General features: G+C 67.1%; 16 protein-coding genes. 6 read left to right on the top strand and 10 right to left on the bottom strand.

Annotation, left to right across the window (positions count from 1 at the left end; all coding sequences use genetic code 11):
* Positions 1 to 73: 73 nt before the first annotated feature.
* From AC1DVR_RS03275 to AC1DVR_RS03285, 3 genes are all read right to left on the bottom strand, one after another.
* Positions 74 to 850 (bottom strand): 3'(2'),5'-bisphosphate nucleotidase CysQ, encoded by a 777-nt coding sequence (locus AC1DVR_RS03275; protein ID WP_477999092.1) that lies wholly within the window; start codon positions 848 to 850, stop codon positions 74 to 76.
* On the bottom strand, positions 837 to 2180 hold the full coding sequence (locus AC1DVR_RS03280; RefSeq protein WP_477999093.1) for a TldD/PmbA family protein: 1344 nt from the start codon (positions 2178 to 2180) through the stop codon (positions 837 to 839). Before AC1DVR_RS03280 ends, AC1DVR_RS03275 begins: the two co-directional genes overlap by 14 nt.
* Positions 2181 to 2280: 100 nt before the next feature.
* Entirely contained in the window at positions 2281 to 3843 is a 1563-nt protein-coding gene (locus AC1DVR_RS03285) for a DUF2125 domain-containing protein (protein ID WP_477999094.1), read from the bottom strand.
* Between the two features lie 134 nt (positions 3844 to 3977).
* Between AC1DVR_RS03285 and AC1DVR_RS03290 the strand changes: the two genes are divergently transcribed.
* Positions 3978 to 4712, top strand: a complete 735-nt coding sequence (locus AC1DVR_RS03290; protein WP_477999095.1) for an SDR family oxidoreductase — start codon at positions 3978 to 3980, stop codon at positions 4710 to 4712.
* Positions 4713 to 4793: 81 nt separating this feature from the next.
* Here AC1DVR_RS03290 and AC1DVR_RS03295 read toward each other — a convergent pair whose 3' ends face one another.
* Together AC1DVR_RS03295 and deoC are read right to left on the bottom strand one after the other, a co-directional pair.
* On the bottom strand, positions 4794 to 7136 hold the full coding sequence (locus tag AC1DVR_RS03295) for an aldehyde dehydrogenase family protein (protein ID WP_477999096.1): 2343 nt from the start codon (positions 7134 to 7136) through the stop codon (positions 4794 to 4796).
* Between the two features lie 160 nt (positions 7137 to 7296).
* A complete protein-coding gene (deoC, locus tag AC1DVR_RS03300) occupies positions 7297 to 8298 on the bottom strand; it encodes a deoxyribose-phosphate aldolase (protein ID WP_477999097.1) in 1002 nt (333 codons plus the stop codon).
* Between the two features lie 209 nt (positions 8299 to 8507).
* Between deoC and nhaD the strand changes: the two genes are divergently transcribed.
* Complete coding sequence (nhaD, locus tag AC1DVR_RS03305) at positions 8508 to 9815, top strand: sodium:proton antiporter NhaD (RefSeq protein ID WP_477999098.1); 1308 nt, start codon at positions 8508 to 8510, stop codon at positions 9813 to 9815.
* A 140-nt stretch (positions 9816 to 9955) separates the two neighbouring features.
* The gene (gene gndA, locus AC1DVR_RS03310; RefSeq protein ID WP_477999099.1) at positions 9956 to 11368 is read left to right on the top strand and encodes an NADP-dependent phosphogluconate dehydrogenase; all 1413 of its coding nucleotides are present in this window, start codon (positions 9956 to 9958) and stop codon (positions 11366 to 11368) included.
* Between the two features lie 111 nt (positions 11369 to 11479).
* Here the strand turns inward: gndA and AC1DVR_RS03315 are convergent, their stop codons facing one another.
* On the bottom strand, positions 11480 to 12478 hold the full coding sequence (locus AC1DVR_RS03315; RefSeq protein ID WP_477999100.1) for a type I glyceraldehyde-3-phosphate dehydrogenase: 999 nt from the start codon (positions 12476 to 12478) through the stop codon (positions 11480 to 11482).
* A gap of 58 nt (positions 12479 to 12536) precedes the next feature.
* On the bottom strand, positions 12537 to 13223 hold the full coding sequence (locus tag AC1DVR_RS03320; RefSeq protein WP_477999101.1) for a DUF533 domain-containing protein: 687 nt from the start codon (positions 13221 to 13223) through the stop codon (positions 12537 to 12539).
* Positions 13224 to 13360: 137 nt separating this feature from the next.
* Between AC1DVR_RS03320 and rpe the strand changes: the two genes are divergently transcribed.
* Entirely contained in the window at positions 13361 to 14059 is a 699-nt protein-coding gene (gene rpe, locus AC1DVR_RS03325) for a ribulose-phosphate 3-epimerase (protein ID WP_477999102.1), read from the top strand.
* Between the two features lie 61 nt (positions 14060 to 14120).
* Here rpe and AC1DVR_RS03330 read toward each other — a convergent pair whose 3' ends face one another.
* The 3 genes from AC1DVR_RS03330 to AC1DVR_RS03340 are packed head-to-tail and all read right to left on the bottom strand — an operon-like array spanning position 14121 to position 17340.
* A complete protein-coding gene (locus tag AC1DVR_RS03330; protein ID WP_477999103.1) occupies positions 14121 to 15428 on the bottom strand; it encodes an aspartate aminotransferase family protein in 1308 nt (435 codons plus the stop codon).
* A gap of 2 nt (positions 15429 to 15430) precedes the next feature.
* Entirely contained in the window at positions 15431 to 16447 is a 1017-nt protein-coding gene (locus AC1DVR_RS03335) for a phosphotransferase (RefSeq protein ID WP_477999104.1), read from the bottom strand.
* A gap of 44 nt (positions 16448 to 16491) precedes the next feature.
* Positions 16492 to 17340, bottom strand: a complete 849-nt coding sequence (locus AC1DVR_RS03340) for an endonuclease/exonuclease/phosphatase family protein (RefSeq protein WP_477999105.1) — start codon at positions 17338 to 17340, stop codon at positions 16492 to 16494.
* Between the two features lie 168 nt (positions 17341 to 17508).
* Here AC1DVR_RS03340 and AC1DVR_RS03345 point away from each other — a divergent pair, with 168 nt between their 5' ends.
* Together AC1DVR_RS03345 and AC1DVR_RS03350 are read left to right on the top strand one after the other, a co-directional pair.
* Positions 17509 to 18468: a helix-turn-helix domain-containing GNAT family N-acetyltransferase gene (locus AC1DVR_RS03345; protein WP_477999106.1), complete on the top strand. Its 960-nt coding sequence runs from the start codon at positions 17509 to 17511 to the stop codon at positions 18466 to 18468.
* A 210-nt stretch (positions 18469 to 18678) separates the two neighbouring features.
* Complete coding sequence (locus tag AC1DVR_RS03350) at positions 18679 to 18885, top strand: cold-shock protein (RefSeq protein WP_477999107.1); 207 nt, start codon at positions 18679 to 18681, stop codon at positions 18883 to 18885.
* The last annotated feature ends 8 nt before the right edge of the window (positions 18886 to 18893 follow it).

Consider the following 18893-nt stretch of genomic DNA (forward strand, 5'->3'; position numbering starts at 1 on the left):
GGCCGGGCTTCCGACCTGACATAAGAAAAGGGCGCGGATCACTCCGCGCCCTTTTTCCATTCTGTATCGTGGTTTAGCCTTTCAGCCGCGCCATCAGATCGGCATGCAGACCGGGGGCGGCCACCACCACGCCATCGCTGCGCGGGTCGGGCGCGTTGAACTGAATGGCAGCGCCCTTGGCATCGGTCACCACCGCCCCGGCGCGCGCCGCGATCAGCGCCCCTGCGGCAATGTCCCATTCCCAGGCCGGCCGCAGCGCCAGCATCGCATCAAACGCGCCCTCCGCCACCAGACACAGCCGCCACGCCATCGAGGCGCGGAAATGGCGCTGGACCTCTGGCACACCGCCCGGCCAGAACTCGGGCGCCAGAAGCGCCTTGCCGGTCAGCACCTGCGCGTTGAGGCTGCTCTGGCAGGCATTGGCGTGGATCTCCACTCCGTTCAGCAGGGCAGGGCCCGCCGCCGAGGCCGCGTAAAGCTTGTCCTGCGCGGGCAGATAGACCACCCCGGCCACCACCGCGCCGCCGCGCACCACAGCGATGGCATGGGAGAAACTCGTCTCGCCCAGAAGAAAGCTCCGGGTGCCGTCGATCGGGTCCAGCACGAACTGCGCCTCGGTCGCCAGACGGTCGGCGCTGTCGGGGCTTTCCTCGGACAGCCAGCCGTAGTGCGGGCGGGCCTGGCGCAGCAAAGCCTCCAGCGCCACGTTGACCTCCAGATCGGCGGCGCTGACCGGGCCCTGGCCATCGGGCTTTTCCCAGACCTCGGGCCGCTGCCGCCAATGGCGCAGGGCTATGTCACCCGCAAGTCGGGCGGCCTCAACCAGAAGGTCCAGATCATGCGCCGGCAAGCATCAGCCCTTCGATCAGCAGGCTGGGCACGCGGGTGGAGTGATGCGCCTTGGCATCGTTGGCGGCCTGCAGCGTCATCAGCATCTGCAACAGGTTGCCCGCGATGGTGCATTCGTTGACGGGATATTTGATCTCGCCCCCCTCGACCCAGAAGCCCGAGGCCCCGCGCGAATAGTCGCCCGTCGTCGGGTTGATCGTGGAGCCTATCAGCGAGGTCACCAGAAGCCCGGTCCCCATTTTGGCCAGCAGATCGCCCCGGCTGACGTTGCCCGGCGTCAGGTCGATGTTAGTGGTGGCGGGCGACGGCGGCGAGCCGGTGCCGCGCGCCGCATTGCCGGTCGATTGCAGGCCCAGCTTGCGCGCGGTGGCCAGATCCAGCGTCCAGCCCATCAGCACGCCATCCTCGATCAGTGCGCGGCGCTGCGTCGGCAGCCCCTCGCCATCGAAGGGACGCGAGCCCGAGATGCGGGCGCGGGCGGGGTCCTCGATCACCGACATGCCCTTGGGCAGGATCTGCTGGCCCAGCTTGTCATGCAGCCAGGAGGTGCCGCGCACGATGGCCGCGCCGTTGATCGCCGACAGCACATGGCCTACGATGGACGAGGCGATCCTTTCGTCAAACAGCACGGGATAGGCGCCCGAGGGCGGCTTGACCGAACCGGCCCGCGCCAGCGCCCGGCTGCCCGCCAAAGCGCCGATCTCCTCGGCCGAGGGCATGTCGGCGGCGAAAATGCGCCCCTCTGCTGCCCAGTCGCGCTCCATCACGGTGCCCGAGCCGGTGAAGGCCACGGCCGAAGCGGAATGCGAGGTGCGGCCATAGCCACCGGAAAAGCCGTTGCTGGCGGCCAGATGCAAGGCGCGGCGCGACCAGGAGGCCGAAGCCTCGACCTGGGTGATGGCGCCCGCAGCCAGCGCCGCGGCCTCGGCCCGGCGGGCGGTGTCTTCCAACGCCTTGGCGGCGGGCTCTTCGGAGGTGTCGGCCAGTTCCAGCGCGGCGATATCCCAGCCCCTGGCCAGCTGGTCGGGCGAGGCCAGACCTACCGTGTCATCCGCAGGCGCCTCGCGCGCCATGGCGACGGCGCGTTCGGCCAACCGCTCCAGCGTGGCGGGCGAGATGTCGGAGGCCGAAACGCAGGCCTGCCGGTGGCCGATCATCACGCGCAGACCGACTTCGACCCCTTCGGATCTTTCGGCCTGCTCCAGCTTGCCCTGCCGGATGTCGATCGACAAGGACTGGCCCGAGACGGCCATCGCATCGGCGCTGTCGGCCCCGGCCTTCTTGGCGGCGGAAAGCAAAGCTTCGGTCAGGTGGTTCAGGTCATGCGGCATCTTGGATCCCCTTTGGGGTCAGATATGGGTCAAAGCCCGGGAACAGACAAGCCAGCAGCGGCGGGGCGCCGGGCCGTCCACCTTCGGACAGGGCTGCAAATCACTGCACCTTCTGCCCGTTCACGAATAAATGTGCGTCGCGGAATTCGACCGTGGAGGTCTGGGCGTCGGCGGTGGTCGAGGAGATCGCGAAGATCGCCAGCATCATGCGGGCCGGCACCGCGTCCTGCGCCGTGATTGCGCCCATCTTGACCAACCCATCGATCAGCTTGCCCAGACCGGTGGCCTTGAGATCGATCTTGCCGCTGGGCACCGGCGGGTTCAGCGCATGTCCCGGGGTGCCATAGTCCATCGTCAGGCCCCCCAGGGCGGTCACCTCGGCGCCCAGGGCCTTCAGGTTCAGGTTGGCGATGTCGAGCGTGTTCAGGTCTGCCGCCTCTTCGCCCACCGGCGGGTGGGCCGCGCTTTTCGGGTTGAGGAAGGGGCTGTGCCGCATCGTCATCTTGCCCCCTGCATCCAGAACCAGACTGGCGGGGGCATGAGGCAGCGCCCCAGTCGGGTCGATCGTGGCCCAGATCTGCTCTGGAACCGCGATGTCGGTCAGGGTCAGCCCCACGGCAAAGGGTGCGGGCCTAGGGGATTCTGCGGTGGGCATGAGCAGATTGCCCGCGATGGCGCTGTAGCTCAGGCCGGCTCCGGCCAGCGGGATCTCGGTCCCGGCGACGTTCACAGTGCCGTTTGTGCTGTCAAGGTCAACGGCCAGACGGGTCGCATCCACCGCCACGCGGGCGGACGCCTTGGCCAAAGCGCCAGAGACTTCCCCGGGCTTGGCCGCGGTCAGGGCGCCTCCGCCAATCTTGCCGCGGCTGGTGAAATGGAAGGTGGTCGCGCCAAGGGCGGCCTTCACGTCGATCGCGAAGCCCTTCGGCAGCGCGGCGGTCAGATCGAAGGACTTGTCCCCGAATGGCACGCCCGCGGGCACTGTGGCATCCATACCGGCGGAAAGATCCGCGATATCGAATCCGATATCGACACCCGCCTCTGGCCTCAGGGTCTGAAACACGAGCTTGACGGTCTTGGCTGCATAATCCGCTTTGTAGATCTTTTTCGTGCCAGGGCCGATGTTGTAGGTCACGGTAAGTCCGGTCATTTTCAGCACGGCCATCAGGTCGACATCTGCGGACGGAATTCCGGCAACATCCTTCAACCCAAGCTCGAGATCCGGCACATTGCTCTTGACGTTCATTGCGTCCGGAACCCCGCTGACGAGGAAGGTCGCACCGGGAAGCCGCAGGATGAGGCCAAAGTCAACCATCTGGGGCAAGCCGGTCCCGGGTGTATAGGGCCGACGCAGCTTGAGCGGGGTCGTTTCCGGCAGGATCACGGCGACCGTGCCATCGCCGCGGTCCTTGAAGCTGATGCTCGGTATTTTCAGGTAGGACGTCTGTGCGCCCTCGATGGTGATATCGTCAACAACGAGCGTGTCCCCGTGGCGCTGAACGCTCTGCGCGGTGACGGTGGCGTCATCGGCGCCCACCATTTGCTTCCAGCTTTGCCAGACCTGCTCCGGTGTGACATCGGCCAGAAGCGTCGAGGTTCCGAACATCAGGGCCAGCGCCGAAGCGGCAAGGCGGGTGCAGGCGGTACGCAGGCGAAGCGACATGTAAGAACCATTCCTGGGGCGAAATCAGGCCGAAGCATCCCCCGCCCCCCGGGCGGGGTCAAGCGCCAAGCCGATCCGGCGCTTGAGCTTGGGGATGCAGGCGTTAAGAAGGGGTGAACAGGGGAGAAGCGGCGATGAAAGACAAGGTCGTGATGATTACCGGCGCAAGCCAGGGGATTGGCGCCGCAGCAGCGCGGGTCTTTGCCGGGGCGGGGGCCAAGGTCGTGCTGCTGGCGCGATCATCCGACAGGATCGCGGCTCTGGCGGATGAGCTTGGTGGTCTCGCGCTGCCCTACGACGTGGCGCAATGGGATGAGGTCGAGGCCGCGGTTCAGGCGGTGCTGCAGCGCTATGGCCGGCTGGATGTGCTGATCAACAACGCCGGGACAATCGACCCGATCGCCAACATCGCCGAGGCGGACCCGGTGCTTTGGGGGGCGGCGGTGGATGTGAACCTCAAGGGGGTGTTTCACGGCATGCGGGCGGCCCTTCCCGTGATGCGGGGCAAGGGCGGGACGATCATCACCGTCTCCTCCGGGGCCGCGCATCGCCCGCTGGAGGGCTGGAGCGCCTATTGCAGCGCCAAGGCCGGGGCCGCGATGCTGACCCGCGCGGCGCATCTGGAAGAGGCCGTGCACGGGTTGCGCATCATGGGCCTGTCGCCGGGGACGGTTGCGACCGAGATGCAGGTCAAGATCCGCGCCTCGGGCATCAATGCGGTGAGCCAGATCGACCCCGCCGCCCATATCCCCGCCGACTGGCCGGCCCGCGCGCTTTTGTGGATGTGCGGACCCGGGGCCGATGCCCATCTGGGCGAGGAACTGAGCCTGCGCGAGGACTGGCTGCGCCGCGAAGCCGGGCTGATCTGAGCGCCTCTGGCCGGCGGCTGGGAGGGTTTCACACCCTCCCAGACCCTCCCGTGGGATATTTGGGGACCAATGAAGGGGGGGCTATTCGCCGTAAGGCACCCAGACTGTCTTGACCGCCGTGGCGTGGCGGAGGAATTCGCGGCCTTCGCCTTCGGGTCCGTACCAGTCGCGGGCGCGGGCGTGGTTGACCCAGGTGCGCTTGAGGTTGGCCGCCGATTCCCTCTCGATCAGCGTCGAGAGCGGGGTCGAGGAGAAGGACCAGACCGCATCGACATCCATGTGACCGGCCAGCGGCTTGGCCAGTTCGGCATGGGCGCCGGTGACGATATTGACCACGCCGGGCGGCAGGTCGGAGGTTTCGAGCACCTGGTAGAAGTCGGTCGCGGCGAGGGGGGCTGCTTCGGACGGGACCAGGACCACCGTGTTGCCCATGGCCACGGCCGGGGCCAGGACCGAGATCAGGCCGAGGAGCGGCGCCTCGTCGGGGCAGAGGGCGCCGATGACGCCGGTCGCTTCGTTCATCGCCAGGGCCACACCGCGCAGGGGCACCGATTTGGCGGCGCCGTCGAACTTGTCGGACCAGGCGGCATAGGTGAAGAGGCGCTGGATCGTGGCCTCTACTTCGGTCTCGCCGGGCTTGCCGGTCATCTCGCGCAGGCGATGGCCAAATTCGGCGGCGCGGGCGGAGAGGTTCTCGGCGATGTAGAACAGGATCTGCGCTCTTGCGTGACCGGTGGTGCGGGCCCAGCCCCTTGCGGCATGGGCCGCTTCCACCGCGTTGCGGATGTCCTTGCGGTTGCCGAGGCCGACCTGACCCAGAAGCTTGCCCTTCGGCGAAATCACGGTGCGGGAATAGCCGCCGTCGGGCCGGGCCTGCTTGCCGCCGATGAAAAGCTTCGCGGTGCGGTCCAGTCCCTCGACCGTCAGGTCGGCGGGTTCGGACAGGGGTTTCAGTTGGGCCAGAGGCTTCGTTTTGCGGGCGGGTCTCAGATAGGCCAGAAGCCCCTCCCACCCGCCTTCGCGGCCAAAGCCCGACTCGCGCACTCCGCCAAAGCCGGCGGCGGCGTCGAACAGGTTGGTGGCATTGACCCAGACCACCCCGGCCTTGACCTTGGGCGCCATGTCGAGCGCGAGGTTCACATTCTCGGTCCAGATGCTCGCGGCGAGGCCGTAGCGGGTGTTGTTGGCCAGTTCCACCGCCTCTGCCGGCGTGCGGAAGGTCATCGAGACCAGGACCGGGCCGAAGATTTCCTCCTGCATCAGGGGCGAGGCGGCGGAGAGGCCGGTGATCAGGGTTGGCGGGTAATAGCAGCCGGTGGGCACCGGGGTGGCGGCGCGGTAGATCTGGCCCTCCGTGCAGCCATCGACCAAGGCGGTGATCGTGGCCAGTTGCACCGGGTCGACCACGGCGCCGACGTCGATGCACTTGTCCAGGGGATCGCCGAGGCGCAAGCCGTCCATCCGGCGCCTCAGCTTGGCGTGGAAGCGGTCGGCCACGCCCTCCTGCACCAGCAGGCGCGAGCCGGCGCAGCAGACCTGGCCCTGGTTGAACCAGATCGCATCCACCAGCCCTTCGACCGCCGAGTCGAGGTCGGCGTCGTCAAACACGATATAGGGCGATTTGCCGCCCAGTTCGAGCGTCAGCGCCTTGCCGGTGCCCGCGGTCGCCGCGCGGATCTTGCGGCCGACGGCGGTGGAGCCGGTGAAGGCAATCTTGTCGACGCCCGGATGGGCGACCAGCGCCGCCCCGGTCTCGCCATCGCCGGTCAGGATGTTGAGCACCCCCTTGGGCAGGCCCGCCTCGCGGCTGAGTTCGGCAAAGAGAAGCGCGGTCAGCGGGGTATATTCGGCGGGTTTCAGGACGATCGTGTTGCCGGCGGCCAGTGCCGGGGCGACCTTCCAGGCCAACATCAGAAGCGGGAAGTTCCAAGGGATCACCGCGCCGCAGACGCCCAAGGGTTCCATCCCCGGCTGTTCGGCGGCCAGAAGCTGCGCGAGGCCCGCGTGATAGTAGAAATGCCGCGCCACCAGCGGCAGGTCGATGTCGCGGCTTTCGCGGATCGGCTTGCCGTTGTCCATCGTCTCCAGCACGGCCAGAAGGCGGGCGTTCTTCTGGACGAGGCGGGCGAGGGCGTAGAGGTATTTTGCGCGCTGATGCCCCGACAGCTTGGCCCATTTCGGCTGGGCACGGCGGGCCGCGGACACCGCGGCCTCCAGATCGGCGGCGCTGCCCTGGGTGACCTCGGCCAGGATATCGCTGGTGGCGGGGTTTCTGGTGGCAAAACCCGTGCCCGGCGCGGTGAAGGCGCCGTCGATCCAGTGGCCGAAGCGGCCCTTGTGCCTGGCGATCCAGGCCAGGGCCTCGGCATTGGCCTCCGGAGCGGGGCCATAGGACATGGTGTCGAAGATGTCGCGAACGGTCATGACAGGCTCCTGATCAGAAGGGGCGCTCGGGGCTGGCCTGCGCCTCCGGCGGGGATATTTTGACCAAAATGAAAGGCGCTTTCATTTTGGTTCAAATATCCCGGGGTGAGGGCGAAGCCCGAGGGGCAGGGCCCCTGCGACGGCGGCAAGGGGCGCATCGTCAGCCCATCGCATGACGGTTGGCGGCCGAGTAGTGGCCGGTCAGGTGGTGTTCCAGCTGGCGTTCGATATCGCCGAGGAGCGAGGAGGCGCCGAAGCGGAAGAGGTCGGGTTGCAGCCAGGGCAGGCCCAGTTCGTCCTTCATCAGGGCGAGGTAGAGGAGCGCGTCCTTGGCCTTGGAGATTCCGCCGGCGGGTTTGTAGCCGACCTTGTAGCCGGTGCGCTCCTCATAGTCGCGGATCGCGCGCAGCATGGTCAGGGTGACGGGCAGGGTGGCGTTCACCCCTTCCTTGCCGGTCGAGGTCTTGATGAAATCGGCGCCCGCCATCATGCAGACAAGGCTCGCGCGCGCCACGTTGCGCAGGGTGCCGAGTTCGCCCGTCGCCAGGATCGCCTTCATATGGGCTTCGCCGCAGGCTTCGCGCATCTGGCGGGTCTCGTCATAAAGCGCCTGCCAGTTGCCGGTCAGCGCGTGACGGCGCGAGATGACGATGTCGATCTCGCGCGCGCCGGCCTTCACGCTTTCGGCGATCTCGGCCAGGCGCAGCGCAAAGGGCGACAGGCCGGCGGGAAAGCCGGTCGAGACGGCGGCCACCGGAATATTGGTGCCTTCAAGGGCGCGGACGGCGGTTTCGACCATCTCGTGATAGACGCAGACGGCGCCGGTGGTCAGACCCTCCATCCCCAGGGCCGCCAGCAGATCGGCGCGGACCGGCTGGCGCGCCTTGGCGCAGAGGCGCTGGACGCGGCCGGGCGTGTCGTCGCCCGACAGCGTGGTCAGGTCGATGAGGGTGACGGCTTTCAACAGCCAGGCGGCCTGATACTCTTTCTTCACGCTGCGCCGTCCGCCGAGGGTGGCGCAGCGCCGTTCGATGGCCGAGGTATTGGCCTGCGCCGAGGCGACCCAGTCGAGATCCAGCGCCATGCCGGGGTTGCGGGCATGAGCAACCTGGGGAAGCTGGTGGTCGGTGGAGTTCATCGCGTCGGGGGTCAGGGTCTGCATCGGGGTCTCCGCCACGGGAACGTCGGGCCGCCGCGCCAAGGACGGCGGGCCGAGGTTCGCATGGGGCAGGGTTGACTGGCAAGCCATTGGGCCGGGCCCCTGCGCGTTTTTTGAGCAGACCCGGAACGCGGCGAGCCGGGTTGACGGCGGGGCATCCGGCGTGGTTTTCACGTCAGGCCGGCAGGTGCCGCGGATGAGGGGAGACGACCTTGGGAAGTGAAGATCTGACCGGGCATTGGGCGGGCTATGCCTCGCTGGCCATCTTTGTGCTGTCTTACGTTCTGGTGATCTTCGAAGAAGTCACGGGGATGCGCAAATCCAAGCCGGTGCTGATGGCGGCGGGTCTGATCTGGGCGATGATCGGGGTGGCTTTCACCGCGATCGGCCAGGCGCAGGCCGCGCATGAGCACGCGATGGAGGTGATCGAGGAATATGGCGAGCTGTTCCTGTTCCTCCTGGTGGCCATCACCTATGTCAACACACTAGAGGAACGCCGCGGCTTCGAGGTCTTGCGAGGCTGGCTGGTGCGGATGGGCCTGTCCTACCGGCAATTGTTCCTGCTGACCGGGATCCTGGCGTTCTTCCTGTCTTCGATCCTCGACAACCTGACCACGGCGCTGGTCATGGGGGCGGTGGTGATGGCGCTCGGCCGCGACAATCCGCGCTTTGCGGCCTTGTCGTGCATTTCGCTGGTCGTCGCCTCCAACGCCGGGGGGGCCTTCAGCCCGTTCGGCGATATCACCACGCTGATGGTCTGGCAGAAGGGCAAGCTGGAGTTCTTTGAATTCTTCGACCTTTTCGTGCCCTCGATCGTGAACTGGCTGGTGCCGGCGGCCTGCATGTATCTGGCGGTGCCCAAGGGCCGCCCGGAAAAGCTGGAGGAACATGTCCGTGCCAAGCCGGGCATGTGGGGGGTGGTCGTACTGTTTGCCGCGACGATTGCGACCTCGGTCTGTTTCAAGAACTACCTGAGCCTGCCGCCCGCGATGGGGATGATGCTGGGTCTCGGCTATCTGCAACTGCTGGCCTATGCGCTGAGCCTGAAGGGCGGGCGGCGCGGCGACGAGGATATGGTGCTCGACAGTTTCGCCCAGGTGCAAAGGGTGGAATGGGACACGCTCCTGTTCTTCTTCGGTATCATCTTTGCCGTGGGCGGGCTGGGCGTGCTGGGTTATCTGGGGCTGGCGAGCCAGGCGCTGTACACCGGGCTTGGGCCCTTGCCGGCCAACGTGATCATCGGGGCCTTGTCGGCCATCGTGGATAACATTCCCCTGATGTTTGCTGTGCTGACCATGGATCCGACGATGTCGGATGGCCATTGGCTGTTGATCACGCTGACCTGCGGCGTGGGCGGGTCGATCCTGTCGGTCGGCTCGGCGGCGGGGGTGGCGCTGATGGGGCAGGCGCGTGGAATCTACACGTTTTCGAGCCATCTCAAATGGTCTTGGGCCGTGGGCCTTGGCTATGCGGCGGCGATTTTGGTGCATCTGTGGTGGAATGCGGCCTTGTTCACCTGAGGTTCCGCTTTCCGGAAGATGGGCATATTGCCCATCCTACCGGCCGGCGGGGCGCATGGGGGCAGGCCGCGGCGGCTTTACTTTACGACGCTGACGAGTCTGTATGCGTTAGCGCTAAATCGTAGAGGAGTGCAGCAGCCATGAGCAAGGCTCGGATCGGCCTGATTGGCCTTGGCACCATGGGTGCCAGTCTCGCGTTGAACATCGCCGAAAAGGGCTTTCCGATTGCGGTCTGGAACCGCACCACCGCGGTGACCCATGAGTTCAAGGCCAAAGCCGGGGTTCTGTCCGATAACGTGATCCCGACCGACACGCTGGCCGATCTTGTGGCCGCGATCGAAAGCCCGCGGGCGATCATCCTGATGGTGCCGGCGGGGCCGGCGGTGGACCAGCAGATCGAGGCGCTGCGCCCGCTCCTTGACCCCGAAGACCTGATCATAGACGCGGGCAACGCCAATTTCCACGATACCGACCGCCGTGCGGCGGAAGCTAAGGTCAAGGGGCCCCGCTTCCTCGGCATGGGGGTTTCGGGCGGCGAAGAGGGCGCGCGGCATGGCCCCTCGATCATGGGCGGCGGCGAGAAGGCTGACTGGGACCGCGTGGCCCCGGTGCTGGAGGCGATCTCGGCCAAGTATCAGGACATTCCCTGCGCGACATGGATGGGGCCGGGCGGGGCGGGGCATTTCGTGAAAGCCGTGCACAACGGCATCGAATACGCCGACATGCAGATGATCGCGGAAATCTACGGCGTGATGCGCGATGGTCTGGGCATGAAGGCGGCCGAGATCGGTGCGGTCTTTGACACCTGGAACGAAGGCCCGCTGCAAAGCTATCTGATCGAGATCTCGGCCGCGGTGTCCAAGGCCACCGATGGCGCGCATCCGATGCTGGATGTGATCCTCGACAAGGCAGGGCAGAAGGGCACCGGGCGCTGGACGGTGATCGAGGCGCAGAACCTCGCCGCCCCGATCCCGGTGATCGAGGCCGCCGTGATGGCGCGCAACGTCTCGGCCCGGCTGGACGAGCGGCGCAAGGGCGAGGCGCTGTTTGGCGCAGCCCCCGAAGCCCTGGCCAAGGACGCCTTGAGCCTTGCCGCCCTTGAACAGGCGATGATCGCCGGCAAGATCCTGTGCTACGCCCAAGGCTTCGCGCTGATCGTGGCGGCGGGCAAGGAATTCGGCTGGGATCTGCCCCTGCCCGAGATCGCCCGGGTCTGGCGCGCGGGCTGCATCATCCGGTCGTCGATGCTCAACGACATGGCAACCGCGCTGGAGGAGGACCCGACCCGCGGCCTGATGCTGGCGCCCTTCTTCGCCGATCACCTGCGCGCCGCGGGTCCCGGCCTGCGGCAGGCGGTCTCGGTCGGTGCGGCGCACGGGCTGCCCTTGCCGGCGCTGTCGGCGGGGTTGGCCTGGTTCGACATGATGCGTACCGGGCGCTCCACCGCCAACATGATTCAGGCGCAGCGCGATTTCTTTGGCGCGCATGGGTTCGAACGGGTCGATATTCCGGGCACCGGGCTGCACGGGCCTTGGGGTGGGCATATGGCCTGAGGGCGGAAGCGGGGGGACAACTCCGCACCCGCCCGGCCGCGGGGGCCAGCCCCCGCACCCCCGGGATATTTATGGACCAATGAAAGGGGGGCGCGGGGGGACCGGCGCCCTTCAAGCCATTTTGAGGGCCATTTTGAGGGCCACGTCCAGCATGCGGTTGGAGAAGCCCCATTCGTTGTCGTACCAGCCGAAGACCCGCAGCAGGCCGCCCTTGGTGACGCGGGTTTCGGGGGTGGCCATCACGATGCTTTCGGGGCGGGCGCGCAGGTCGGAGGAGACCAAGGGGCCGTCGGTGGCGCCGATCACGCCCTTTGCCTGATGCAGGGCTTCGTTGACCTCGGCCACGGTGGGGGTGCGTGCCAGCATCACGGCGAGGTCGACGGCGGAGACGGAGGCGGTAGGCACCCGGACGGCGGAGCCTTCGATGCGGCCGGCGATCTCGGGCAGGACGATGTCGAGGAGACGCTGGGCTGAGGTTGTGGTGGGCACCATCGACAGGGCGGCCGCGCGCGAGCGGGCATAGTCGGCGGCGGGGGCGTCGGTGGTGGGCTGGCTGCCGGTGTAGCAATGGATCGTCGTCATCGAACCGGTCACCAGGCCCCAGTTCTGATGCAGGAGCTTGGCCAGCGGCGCCAGCGCATTGGTGGTGCAGGAGGCGTTGGAGACGATGCGCTGATCGGCGAGTGCTGCGTCATTGGCGCCCAGCACGACGGTCAGCTCTGCCGCCCGCGACGGGCCCGAGACCAGCACCCGCCGCGCCCCGGCGCTGAGGCCACGGGAGGCGACCTCGGCCGTATCGGCGCGCCCGGTGCATTCCAGCACCACATCGACGCCGGACAGATCCAGCGTGGACAGATCCGGGCTGCGGTGCAGCGGGATGGCGCGGCCATCGACCACCAGCGCGCCTTCGGCAAGACCGACCGAGCCGTGCCAGGGACCGAAGACGGAATCATATTCAAAGAGATAGGCGCACATCTCGGGCGTCGCGATGTCGTTGACGCCCGCGATTTCCAGCCCCGGCCAGAGATCCCGGCCTTGCGCCTGGCTTTGGGCCCAGGCGCGCAGAACCGAACGACCGATGCGCCCGAAGCCGTTGATGAAGACTCGCATGAATGCCCCCCGCCCTTGCTGGCGGGATTTTGATCATATTAACCGGGGCACTGCAACCTCAGGCGAGATGGGGGACATTCGCCTCCAGATGGCGGACCTGCGCCCGGTCAAGGCCAAGGGCGGCGGCGAGGGCGGCGAGATAGGCCTTTTCGGCCACGCCCTTGCGGTCCACCACCAGAAGCGAGGCGGTGTAGATGGCGGCGGCCTCGTGCGGGGTGCGGGCGAGGGCCGCGATGCGGGCCGCATCGGCGGGCGCTTCCATCTCGGCCAGGATCAGGTCATCGGCCTCGGCGCCGAAGCCGAGGCGGGCGACCTGGCGTTCCAGGACGGCGCGCTCCTCGGCGGTGATCACCTCATCGGCCTTGGCGGCGGCGACCATGGCCTGCAACAGGCGGTGGGCGAGGTCGTCGGGGTAGGGCGCGGGATGGGTCGCGGCATAGACCTTGGCGGCGGCGGCGGCCTCCTTGTCGGCCTGCCATTCGGCATAGGCCTTCATCGTCAGCCCGCCGATCAGGGCGGCGCCGCCAACCTCGACCCCGGCGCTGACCAGCCGCCGGGCATTGCCGGACAAGAGCAGCGCGATGGCGCCGCCCGCGATGGCGCCCTGGGTCATCGGCGTCTGGGCCTTCCAGGTCGTCTTGGCCTTTTCGGTCAGGTCTTCGGCCATCGGGCCGAGGTTCAGCGCGGCCGCGGCCTCGCACATCGCTTTGCTCAGAAAGGTGAAAACGGATTCAATTACAGCCATGGAAAACTCCTGCCTTGCTTATTCAGATATTGCGCGCGCAAAGCCGGTTTCAACAGCGACCATTTGCAGCGGGCGGCTTTCGGCTCTTGACCCCCTTGGCCTTGCCATGCACATCGGGCGCGTCAGAGGAGGACAGCATGAGCATTTCCCGCCCCGAGGGCTTTTCCGCCGTCAAGATCGCCCCTTCCATCCTTGCCGCCGATTTCGCCAACTTCGGCGCCGAATGCCGCGCGATCGAGGCGCAGGGGGCGGATTGGGTCCATGTCGATGTGATGGACGGGCATTTCGTGCCGAACATCACCTTTGGGCCTGCGATGTGCGCGGCTTTGCGCCCGCATATCAAGGGGGTGATGGATGTCCACCTGATGGTCGCGCCGGTCGATGCCTATGTCGAGGCCTTCGCCAAGGCGGGCGCCGATATCATCAGCGTGCATCTGGAAAGCGGGCCGCATATCCACCGCACCCTGCAGGCGATCCGCGGTCATGGCGTCAAGGCGGGGCTGGCGATCAACCCGGGCACCGGGATCGAATCGGTGCCCTATCTGCTCGACGGGCTGGACATGATCTGCGTGATGACGGTCAATCCGGGATTCGGCGGCCAGAAGTTGATCGAGAGCCAGTTCGCCAAGATCCGCGCCCTGCGCGCGATGATCGGCGACCGGCCGATCCATATCGAGATCGACGGCGGCGTGACGACCGAGAACGCCCGGGCATTGGTCGAGGCGGGGGCGGATGCGCTGGTGGCAGGCTCGGCCATCTTCAAGGGCGGTTCGGTGGCGAACCCCGGGCCCTATGGTGCCAATATCCGGGCGCTGCGGATGGCGGCTGAGGGTTGAAGGAGGGGGCGCTGCCCCCTCACCCCCGGGATATTTGGGTCTGAATGAAGGGGAAAGCGGGTCAGGCCGTGAGGGCCTGATCCAGCTTGTCGAGGAAGATGTCGGCCTCGGACGCCTTGAGGACGAGGGGCGGGCGGATCTTCAGGACATGGCCTTTGGGGCCGGTGGCGGAGATCAGGACGCCCGCATCGCGGAGCGCGTTGACCACACGGGCGGCAGCACTGGCGCTGGGGTTGCCGTCTTCCAGGATGTCTTGACCGAGGAAGAGGCCCGCGGCGCGCAAGTCGCCCAGGGCATCGTGGCGTGTGGCCAGCGCGCGCAGGCCTTCGGCCATATGGACGCCGACCTTGCTGGCATTGGCCAGAAGATCCTCGCCCTCGATCACCTCCAGCACGGCAAGGGCTGTGGCGCTGGCCACGGCATTGCCGCCGAAGGTGTTGAAATAGCGCGCCTTTGCGCCGAACTCGGCCAGGACTTCGGGGCGCAGGACCAGGCCCGCGACCGGATAGCCGTTGCCCATCGGCTTGCCGAGCGAAACCATGTCGGGCAGCACGCCATGGCGCTGGAAGCCCCACCACTGGCTGCCGGTGCGGCCGAAGCCGGGCTGGACCTCGTCCGCGATGAAGAGGCCGCCTGCGGCATGGATCGCCGCCACCGCCGGGGCGAGAAAGCCCGCCGGGTCGGTGAAAAGTCCGTCGGAAGAGAAAACCGTATCGACGATCAGCGCGGCGGGCGTGATGCCGTGGCGCAGCAGGTCGTCGATGGCGGCCTGCACATGGGCGGCGAAGACTTGGCCCGGGTCACCGGCCAGACGCGCATCGGGCGCGGGGACGGTGCGGACATGCTGGCCGATCGGAACCCCCGGCCCGATCGAGGGCGACAGACCCACCGTGGCCATGGTCACGCCGTGATAGGCGTTTTCCGTCACGATCACCCCAGTCCCGCCGGTCTGGGCGAAGGCCACCCGCAGCGCCAGATCATTCGCCTCGGACCCCGTACAGGTGAACATCACCTGTGACAGTTCGGGCGGGAAATGCGACAGCAGCTTTTCGGCGCAGTCGAGCACCACCTCGTTGAGGTAGCGGGTGTGGCTGGCATAGATCGCGGCTTGCCGGGCGGTGGCTTCCACCACATGCGGGTGGCAATGGCCCAGCGAGGCCACGTTGTTGTAGCAGTCGAGATAGGCCTTCCCCTCCGCATCGTAGAGCCAGACCCCCTCGCCGCGCACCAGATGCACCGGGGTTTCGTAGAACAGCCGGTAGGCCGGGCCGAGCAGGCGCTGGCGGCGCGCCACCAAGGCCTGATCCTCGGCGCTCAGATGGCCCTGACCGGGAACATAGGCATTCACCATCGTCTCGTCGCGTTTCATGCTCAGGTCCACAGGCTGGAGAAGTTGATGCCGCGCAGCGCCCGCAGGCCCGAGGTGGCATTGTCCATGTTGCGCAGGATGTAATCGGCGTTCTGCGGAAAGCGCAGCGCCCGGGCCGAGGCAATCGCGATCGAGGTCAGCGTGCGCGCGGCAACCAGCGCCGGGAAAATCTGCTGTTCCAATGGCGTCAGCGGCAGGGTCTCGTGATAGGCGCGGGCAAAGGCCGCGAGGCTGGCAAAGGGCGCTTCCGGGTCGATCTGGTAGCTGGCGGCGACGGCGGCATCGCAGACCAGCGGGGTTTCCACCATGTCGCCGAAATCGAGGATCCCCGACACCCGGGTCGGGTCCGAGGCCAGAACCAGAATGTTGTGCGGGTTCAGATCGTTATGCACCACCTGCCAGCGGCATTCGGCCAGATGGGGCAGGGCCTCGGCCTCGAACCGGTCCAGCGCCTCGGTGCAGAGCGGGCGGAGGTCGTCGGGCACGCTGGGCAACAGGGGGCGCAGGCGGGCGGCGTGGCGGATGTCCCATTGCAGGTCCTGCCGGGCGGCGGGGTCGGCGAAGCCCTGCAGGCCGAGGGTCAGCTGTGCTGCCACCTGCCCGATGGCGGCGCGTTGGGCATCGGACTTCGGCGCCTGATAGAGCGGCTGGCCATCCAGCCAGCTGAAGAGGCGCAGGATGCCATGCGGCGTCTCGACCTCGGTCGCACCGGTCGGCGTCGGGATCACGCGGGGCAGGGCGAGGGGGGAACTTTCCAGATGCAGCAAGGCCTTGGTCTGAAACTGCGTCACACTCCGAGGCTCGGCCGGGTTGGCCAGCTTGACCACGAAATGCCCTTTGGGCGAGGTCATCCGGAAGTTCAGGTCGCGTTCCGAGGTCAGGGCCGACAGGTTGCCGGTCATGCCCCAGTGGATCTGGACCAGATCCAGCATCTCCTCGGCCGAAAGCACGGGGGGCGCGGTGGTCAGGTTCTCGCCCAGTTCCGGGAGATCCTGGGTATCAATCGAAGGTGTGGACATGAGGGCCTCTTTTGCCGCCATCAAGGGTGAGGTTGCGCCCCATGTCAACCAAGCTCGACCCAGAGTGGCAGATGATCGGAGCCTTCCGCCGAGACATCCGCCCAGGTCTTGCGGACGCGGGGGGCGAGGTCGGGGGTGACAAAGCAATGGTCCAGCTGGCGCAGACGGCGCTGGCCTGCGATCACCTTTTCATGCGTGTGCAGGCGGGTGCCCCCCAGCGCCACCGCATCGACCAGCCCCTCGGCATAGCGGGCACCGGGGTGATAGGGGGTCTGGCCGGTCAGGGCGAGATATTCGGCCGAGCCCGGCTCCATGTTGAAATCGCCCATCCAGAGGGCAGAGGCCGGGCTGGGCGGCTCGGTCTGGCTTTCGGTCCAGTTGCGGGCGGGTTCGTCGTCGGTCCCGCTCCAAGGCCCGCCCTGATAGGGCAGGTTCTGCAGAAGGGCAATCTGCGCCAGACGCTCCTCGACGCCGACATGGGCGAGGTGCAAGGACAGCACGCGCAGGGGGCCGCCCGGGGCATCAATCACCGCCTCCAGGGCGCAGGTCTGGGTGTTGATCGGCGTGATCATCCGGCGCAACGGCAGAAGATGGGTGCGCGTCCACAGGATCGGCCAGCGCGAGGCGATCATCGGGCCGAACTGGCGGCGGCGGCTTTTGTCGGCCTCCGTCGCGGCATCCATGTCGAAGCCCGCGCCAAAGGCTGTGTAATGGTCAGGCAGCAGGGTGGCCAGCAGCGCGGGTTGGTCGTCATACCCCGTGCGCTGCCAGTGGCGGTCCACCTCCTGCAGGGCGGCGATATCGGCGGTTTTCACCACTTCGGCGATCCGCGCCAGATCGTAGACCCCGTGGCGGCCAAAACCGTACTGGATGTTGTAAGACAGGAGCCGCATCGTCGATTGCCCTTCTTGAAACCGCCGCAGGCCCGATGCCCCGCGCGGGCGCAGAATGAACGGCGCCGCGGTTTGCGCAAGTCACCATCTTTGCGGCGCTGCAAGCCATGGCAGGCCTCGACTTTTCGCCGTTATGGTTGCATGATACAACTGTGACGGAGACAGACCATGCCCGCAGACCTGACCGATGCCGAAGTCGACGCGATCCGCAGCCATTCGCGCGCCATCGTCCGCAGCCTGGGGTTTCTGGGCAGGGGTCTTGCCGGCAGCCGTCTTTCCCCTTCGGCGGTTCACGCCATCGGCGCGCTTGGCCGCGGCGAGGCCAGCCATGCCGCAGGGTTGGTGCAGCTTCTGGGGCTGGAGAAGTCGACGATAAGCCGGCTCCTGGCCGGGCTGAAGGCCGGCGGTCTGGTGCGGGCCGAGGGCGGCGGCGAGGATCCGCGGATCCAGAGCCTCGGCCTCACCCCGCTGGGCAGGGCGGAGTTCGAAAGGATCGAGGCTTTTGCCCGTACCCAGGTCCATCAGGCCCTGACGCCCCTGGCCGAAGGAGCGCGCGCGGCGGTGGCCGAGGGGCTCGCGACCTATGCGCAGGCTTTGCGGCCCGAATCGATTGCGCCTCTGGCCGGGGCCGTCACCCTTGGCGCGGGCTATCTGCCCGGGCTTCTGGGCCGGGTCGTCGAGATGCATGCCAGCTACTATTCCCGTCACTACGGCTTTGGCCACGTCTTCGAAGCCAGGGTCGCCGCCGGGATGGCCGAGTTTCTGGGGCGGATCGACCACCCGGCAAACCAGACCTTTCACGCCCGGCTGGAGGGGCGCATCGTTGGCGCGGTCACGATCGACGGCGAAGACCTCGGCCAGGGCCGCGCGCATCTGCGCTGGTTCATTCTGGACGACGCCGCGCGCGGCCGGGGCCTCGGGCAGAAGCTGCTGGGCCTCGCGATGGCCCATGTCGACAAGGGCGATTTTGCCGAAACGCGGCTCTGGACCTTCAAGGGCCTCGATGCCGGGCGGCATCTGTACGAGCGGGCGGGCTTTGCCCTTGTGGCGGAGGCGCCGGGCAGCCAATGGGGCCGCGAGGTCATCGAACAGGTCTTCGTGCGTCCCCGCACGAAAGACGGTCGCTGACCGGCGGGCGGTGGAGGGGCGGGCGAGTTTTCGCGCTCGGCCCGATGACCCCGCTGCGGGGCTTGCTTTTCAAGCAGAAACGGCGCATATAACTCAGGCGAACCGCTAATTATCGACCCTGTCTGGCTACGGCTGCAGCTTTCGATCTTGACGTGACTGCGCCAGGCCATCGCATTCCTGCGGATGGCAGACCAAACAGGAGTACACACGATGGCCAAGGGCACCGTGAAATGGTTCAACGCAACTAAAGGTTTCGGCTTTATCGCTCCGGAAGGCGGCAAGAAGGACGTGTTCGTCCACATCACCGCCATGGAACGTGCTGGCATCCGCCAACTGGCCGACGGCCAAGCCGTGACCTTCGACATCGAAGCTGGCCGTGATGGCCGCGAGTCGGCGATCAACCTGGCGCTGGCATAAGCTTTCCG

Source organism: Rhodobacter sp. P2_H5 (assembly GCF_056403335.1).

Excerpts from the sequence above, each read along its gene's own strand:
- AC1DVR_RS03280 (WP_477999093.1), bottom strand. The coding sequence starts at position 2,180 with ATGCCGCATGACCTGAACCACCTGACCGAAGCTTTGCTTTCCGCCGCC.
- AC1DVR_RS03285 (WP_477999094.1), bottom strand. The coding sequence starts at position 3,843 with ATGTCGCTTCGCCTGCGTACCGCCTGCACCCGCCTTGCCGCTTCGGCG.
- AC1DVR_RS03290 (WP_477999095.1), top strand. The coding sequence starts at position 3,978 with ATGAAAGACAAGGTCGTGATGATTACCGGCGCAAGCCAGGGGATTGGC.
- AC1DVR_RS03295 (WP_477999096.1), bottom strand. The coding sequence starts at position 7,136 with ATGACCGTTCGCGACATCTTCGACACCATGTCCTATGGCCCCGCTCCG.
- deoC (WP_477999097.1), bottom strand. The coding sequence starts at position 8,298 with ATGCAGACCCTGACCCCCGACGCGATGAACTCCACCGACCACCAGCTT.
- gndA (WP_477999099.1), top strand. The coding sequence starts at position 9,956 with ATGAGCAAGGCTCGGATCGGCCTGATTGGCCTTGGCACCATGGGTGCC.
- AC1DVR_RS03315 (WP_477999100.1), bottom strand. The coding sequence starts at position 12,478 with ATGCGAGTCTTCATCAACGGCTTCGGGCGCATCGGTCGTTCGGTTCTG.
- AC1DVR_RS03320 (WP_477999101.1), bottom strand. The coding sequence starts at position 13,223 with ATGGCTGTAATTGAATCCGTTTTCACCTTTCTGAGCAAAGCGATGTGC.
- rpe (WP_477999102.1), top strand. The coding sequence starts at position 13,361 with ATGAGCATTTCCCGCCCCGAGGGCTTTTCCGCCGTCAAGATCGCCCCT.
- AC1DVR_RS03330 (WP_477999103.1), bottom strand. The coding sequence starts at position 15,428 with ATGAAACGCGACGAGACGATGGTGAATGCCTATGTTCCCGGTCAGGGC.
- AC1DVR_RS03335 (WP_477999104.1), bottom strand. The coding sequence starts at position 16,447 with ATGTCCACACCTTCGATTGATACCCAGGATCTCCCGGAACTGGGCGAG.
- AC1DVR_RS03340 (WP_477999105.1), bottom strand. The coding sequence starts at position 17,340 with ATGCGGCTCCTGTCTTACAACATCCAGTACGGTTTTGGCCGCCACGGG.
- AC1DVR_RS03345 (WP_477999106.1), top strand. The coding sequence starts at position 17,509 with ATGCCCGCAGACCTGACCGATGCCGAAGTCGACGCGATCCGCAGCCAT.
- AC1DVR_RS03350 (WP_477999107.1), top strand. The coding sequence starts at position 18,679 with ATGGCCAAGGGCACCGTGAAATGGTTCAACGCAACTAAAGGTTTCGGC.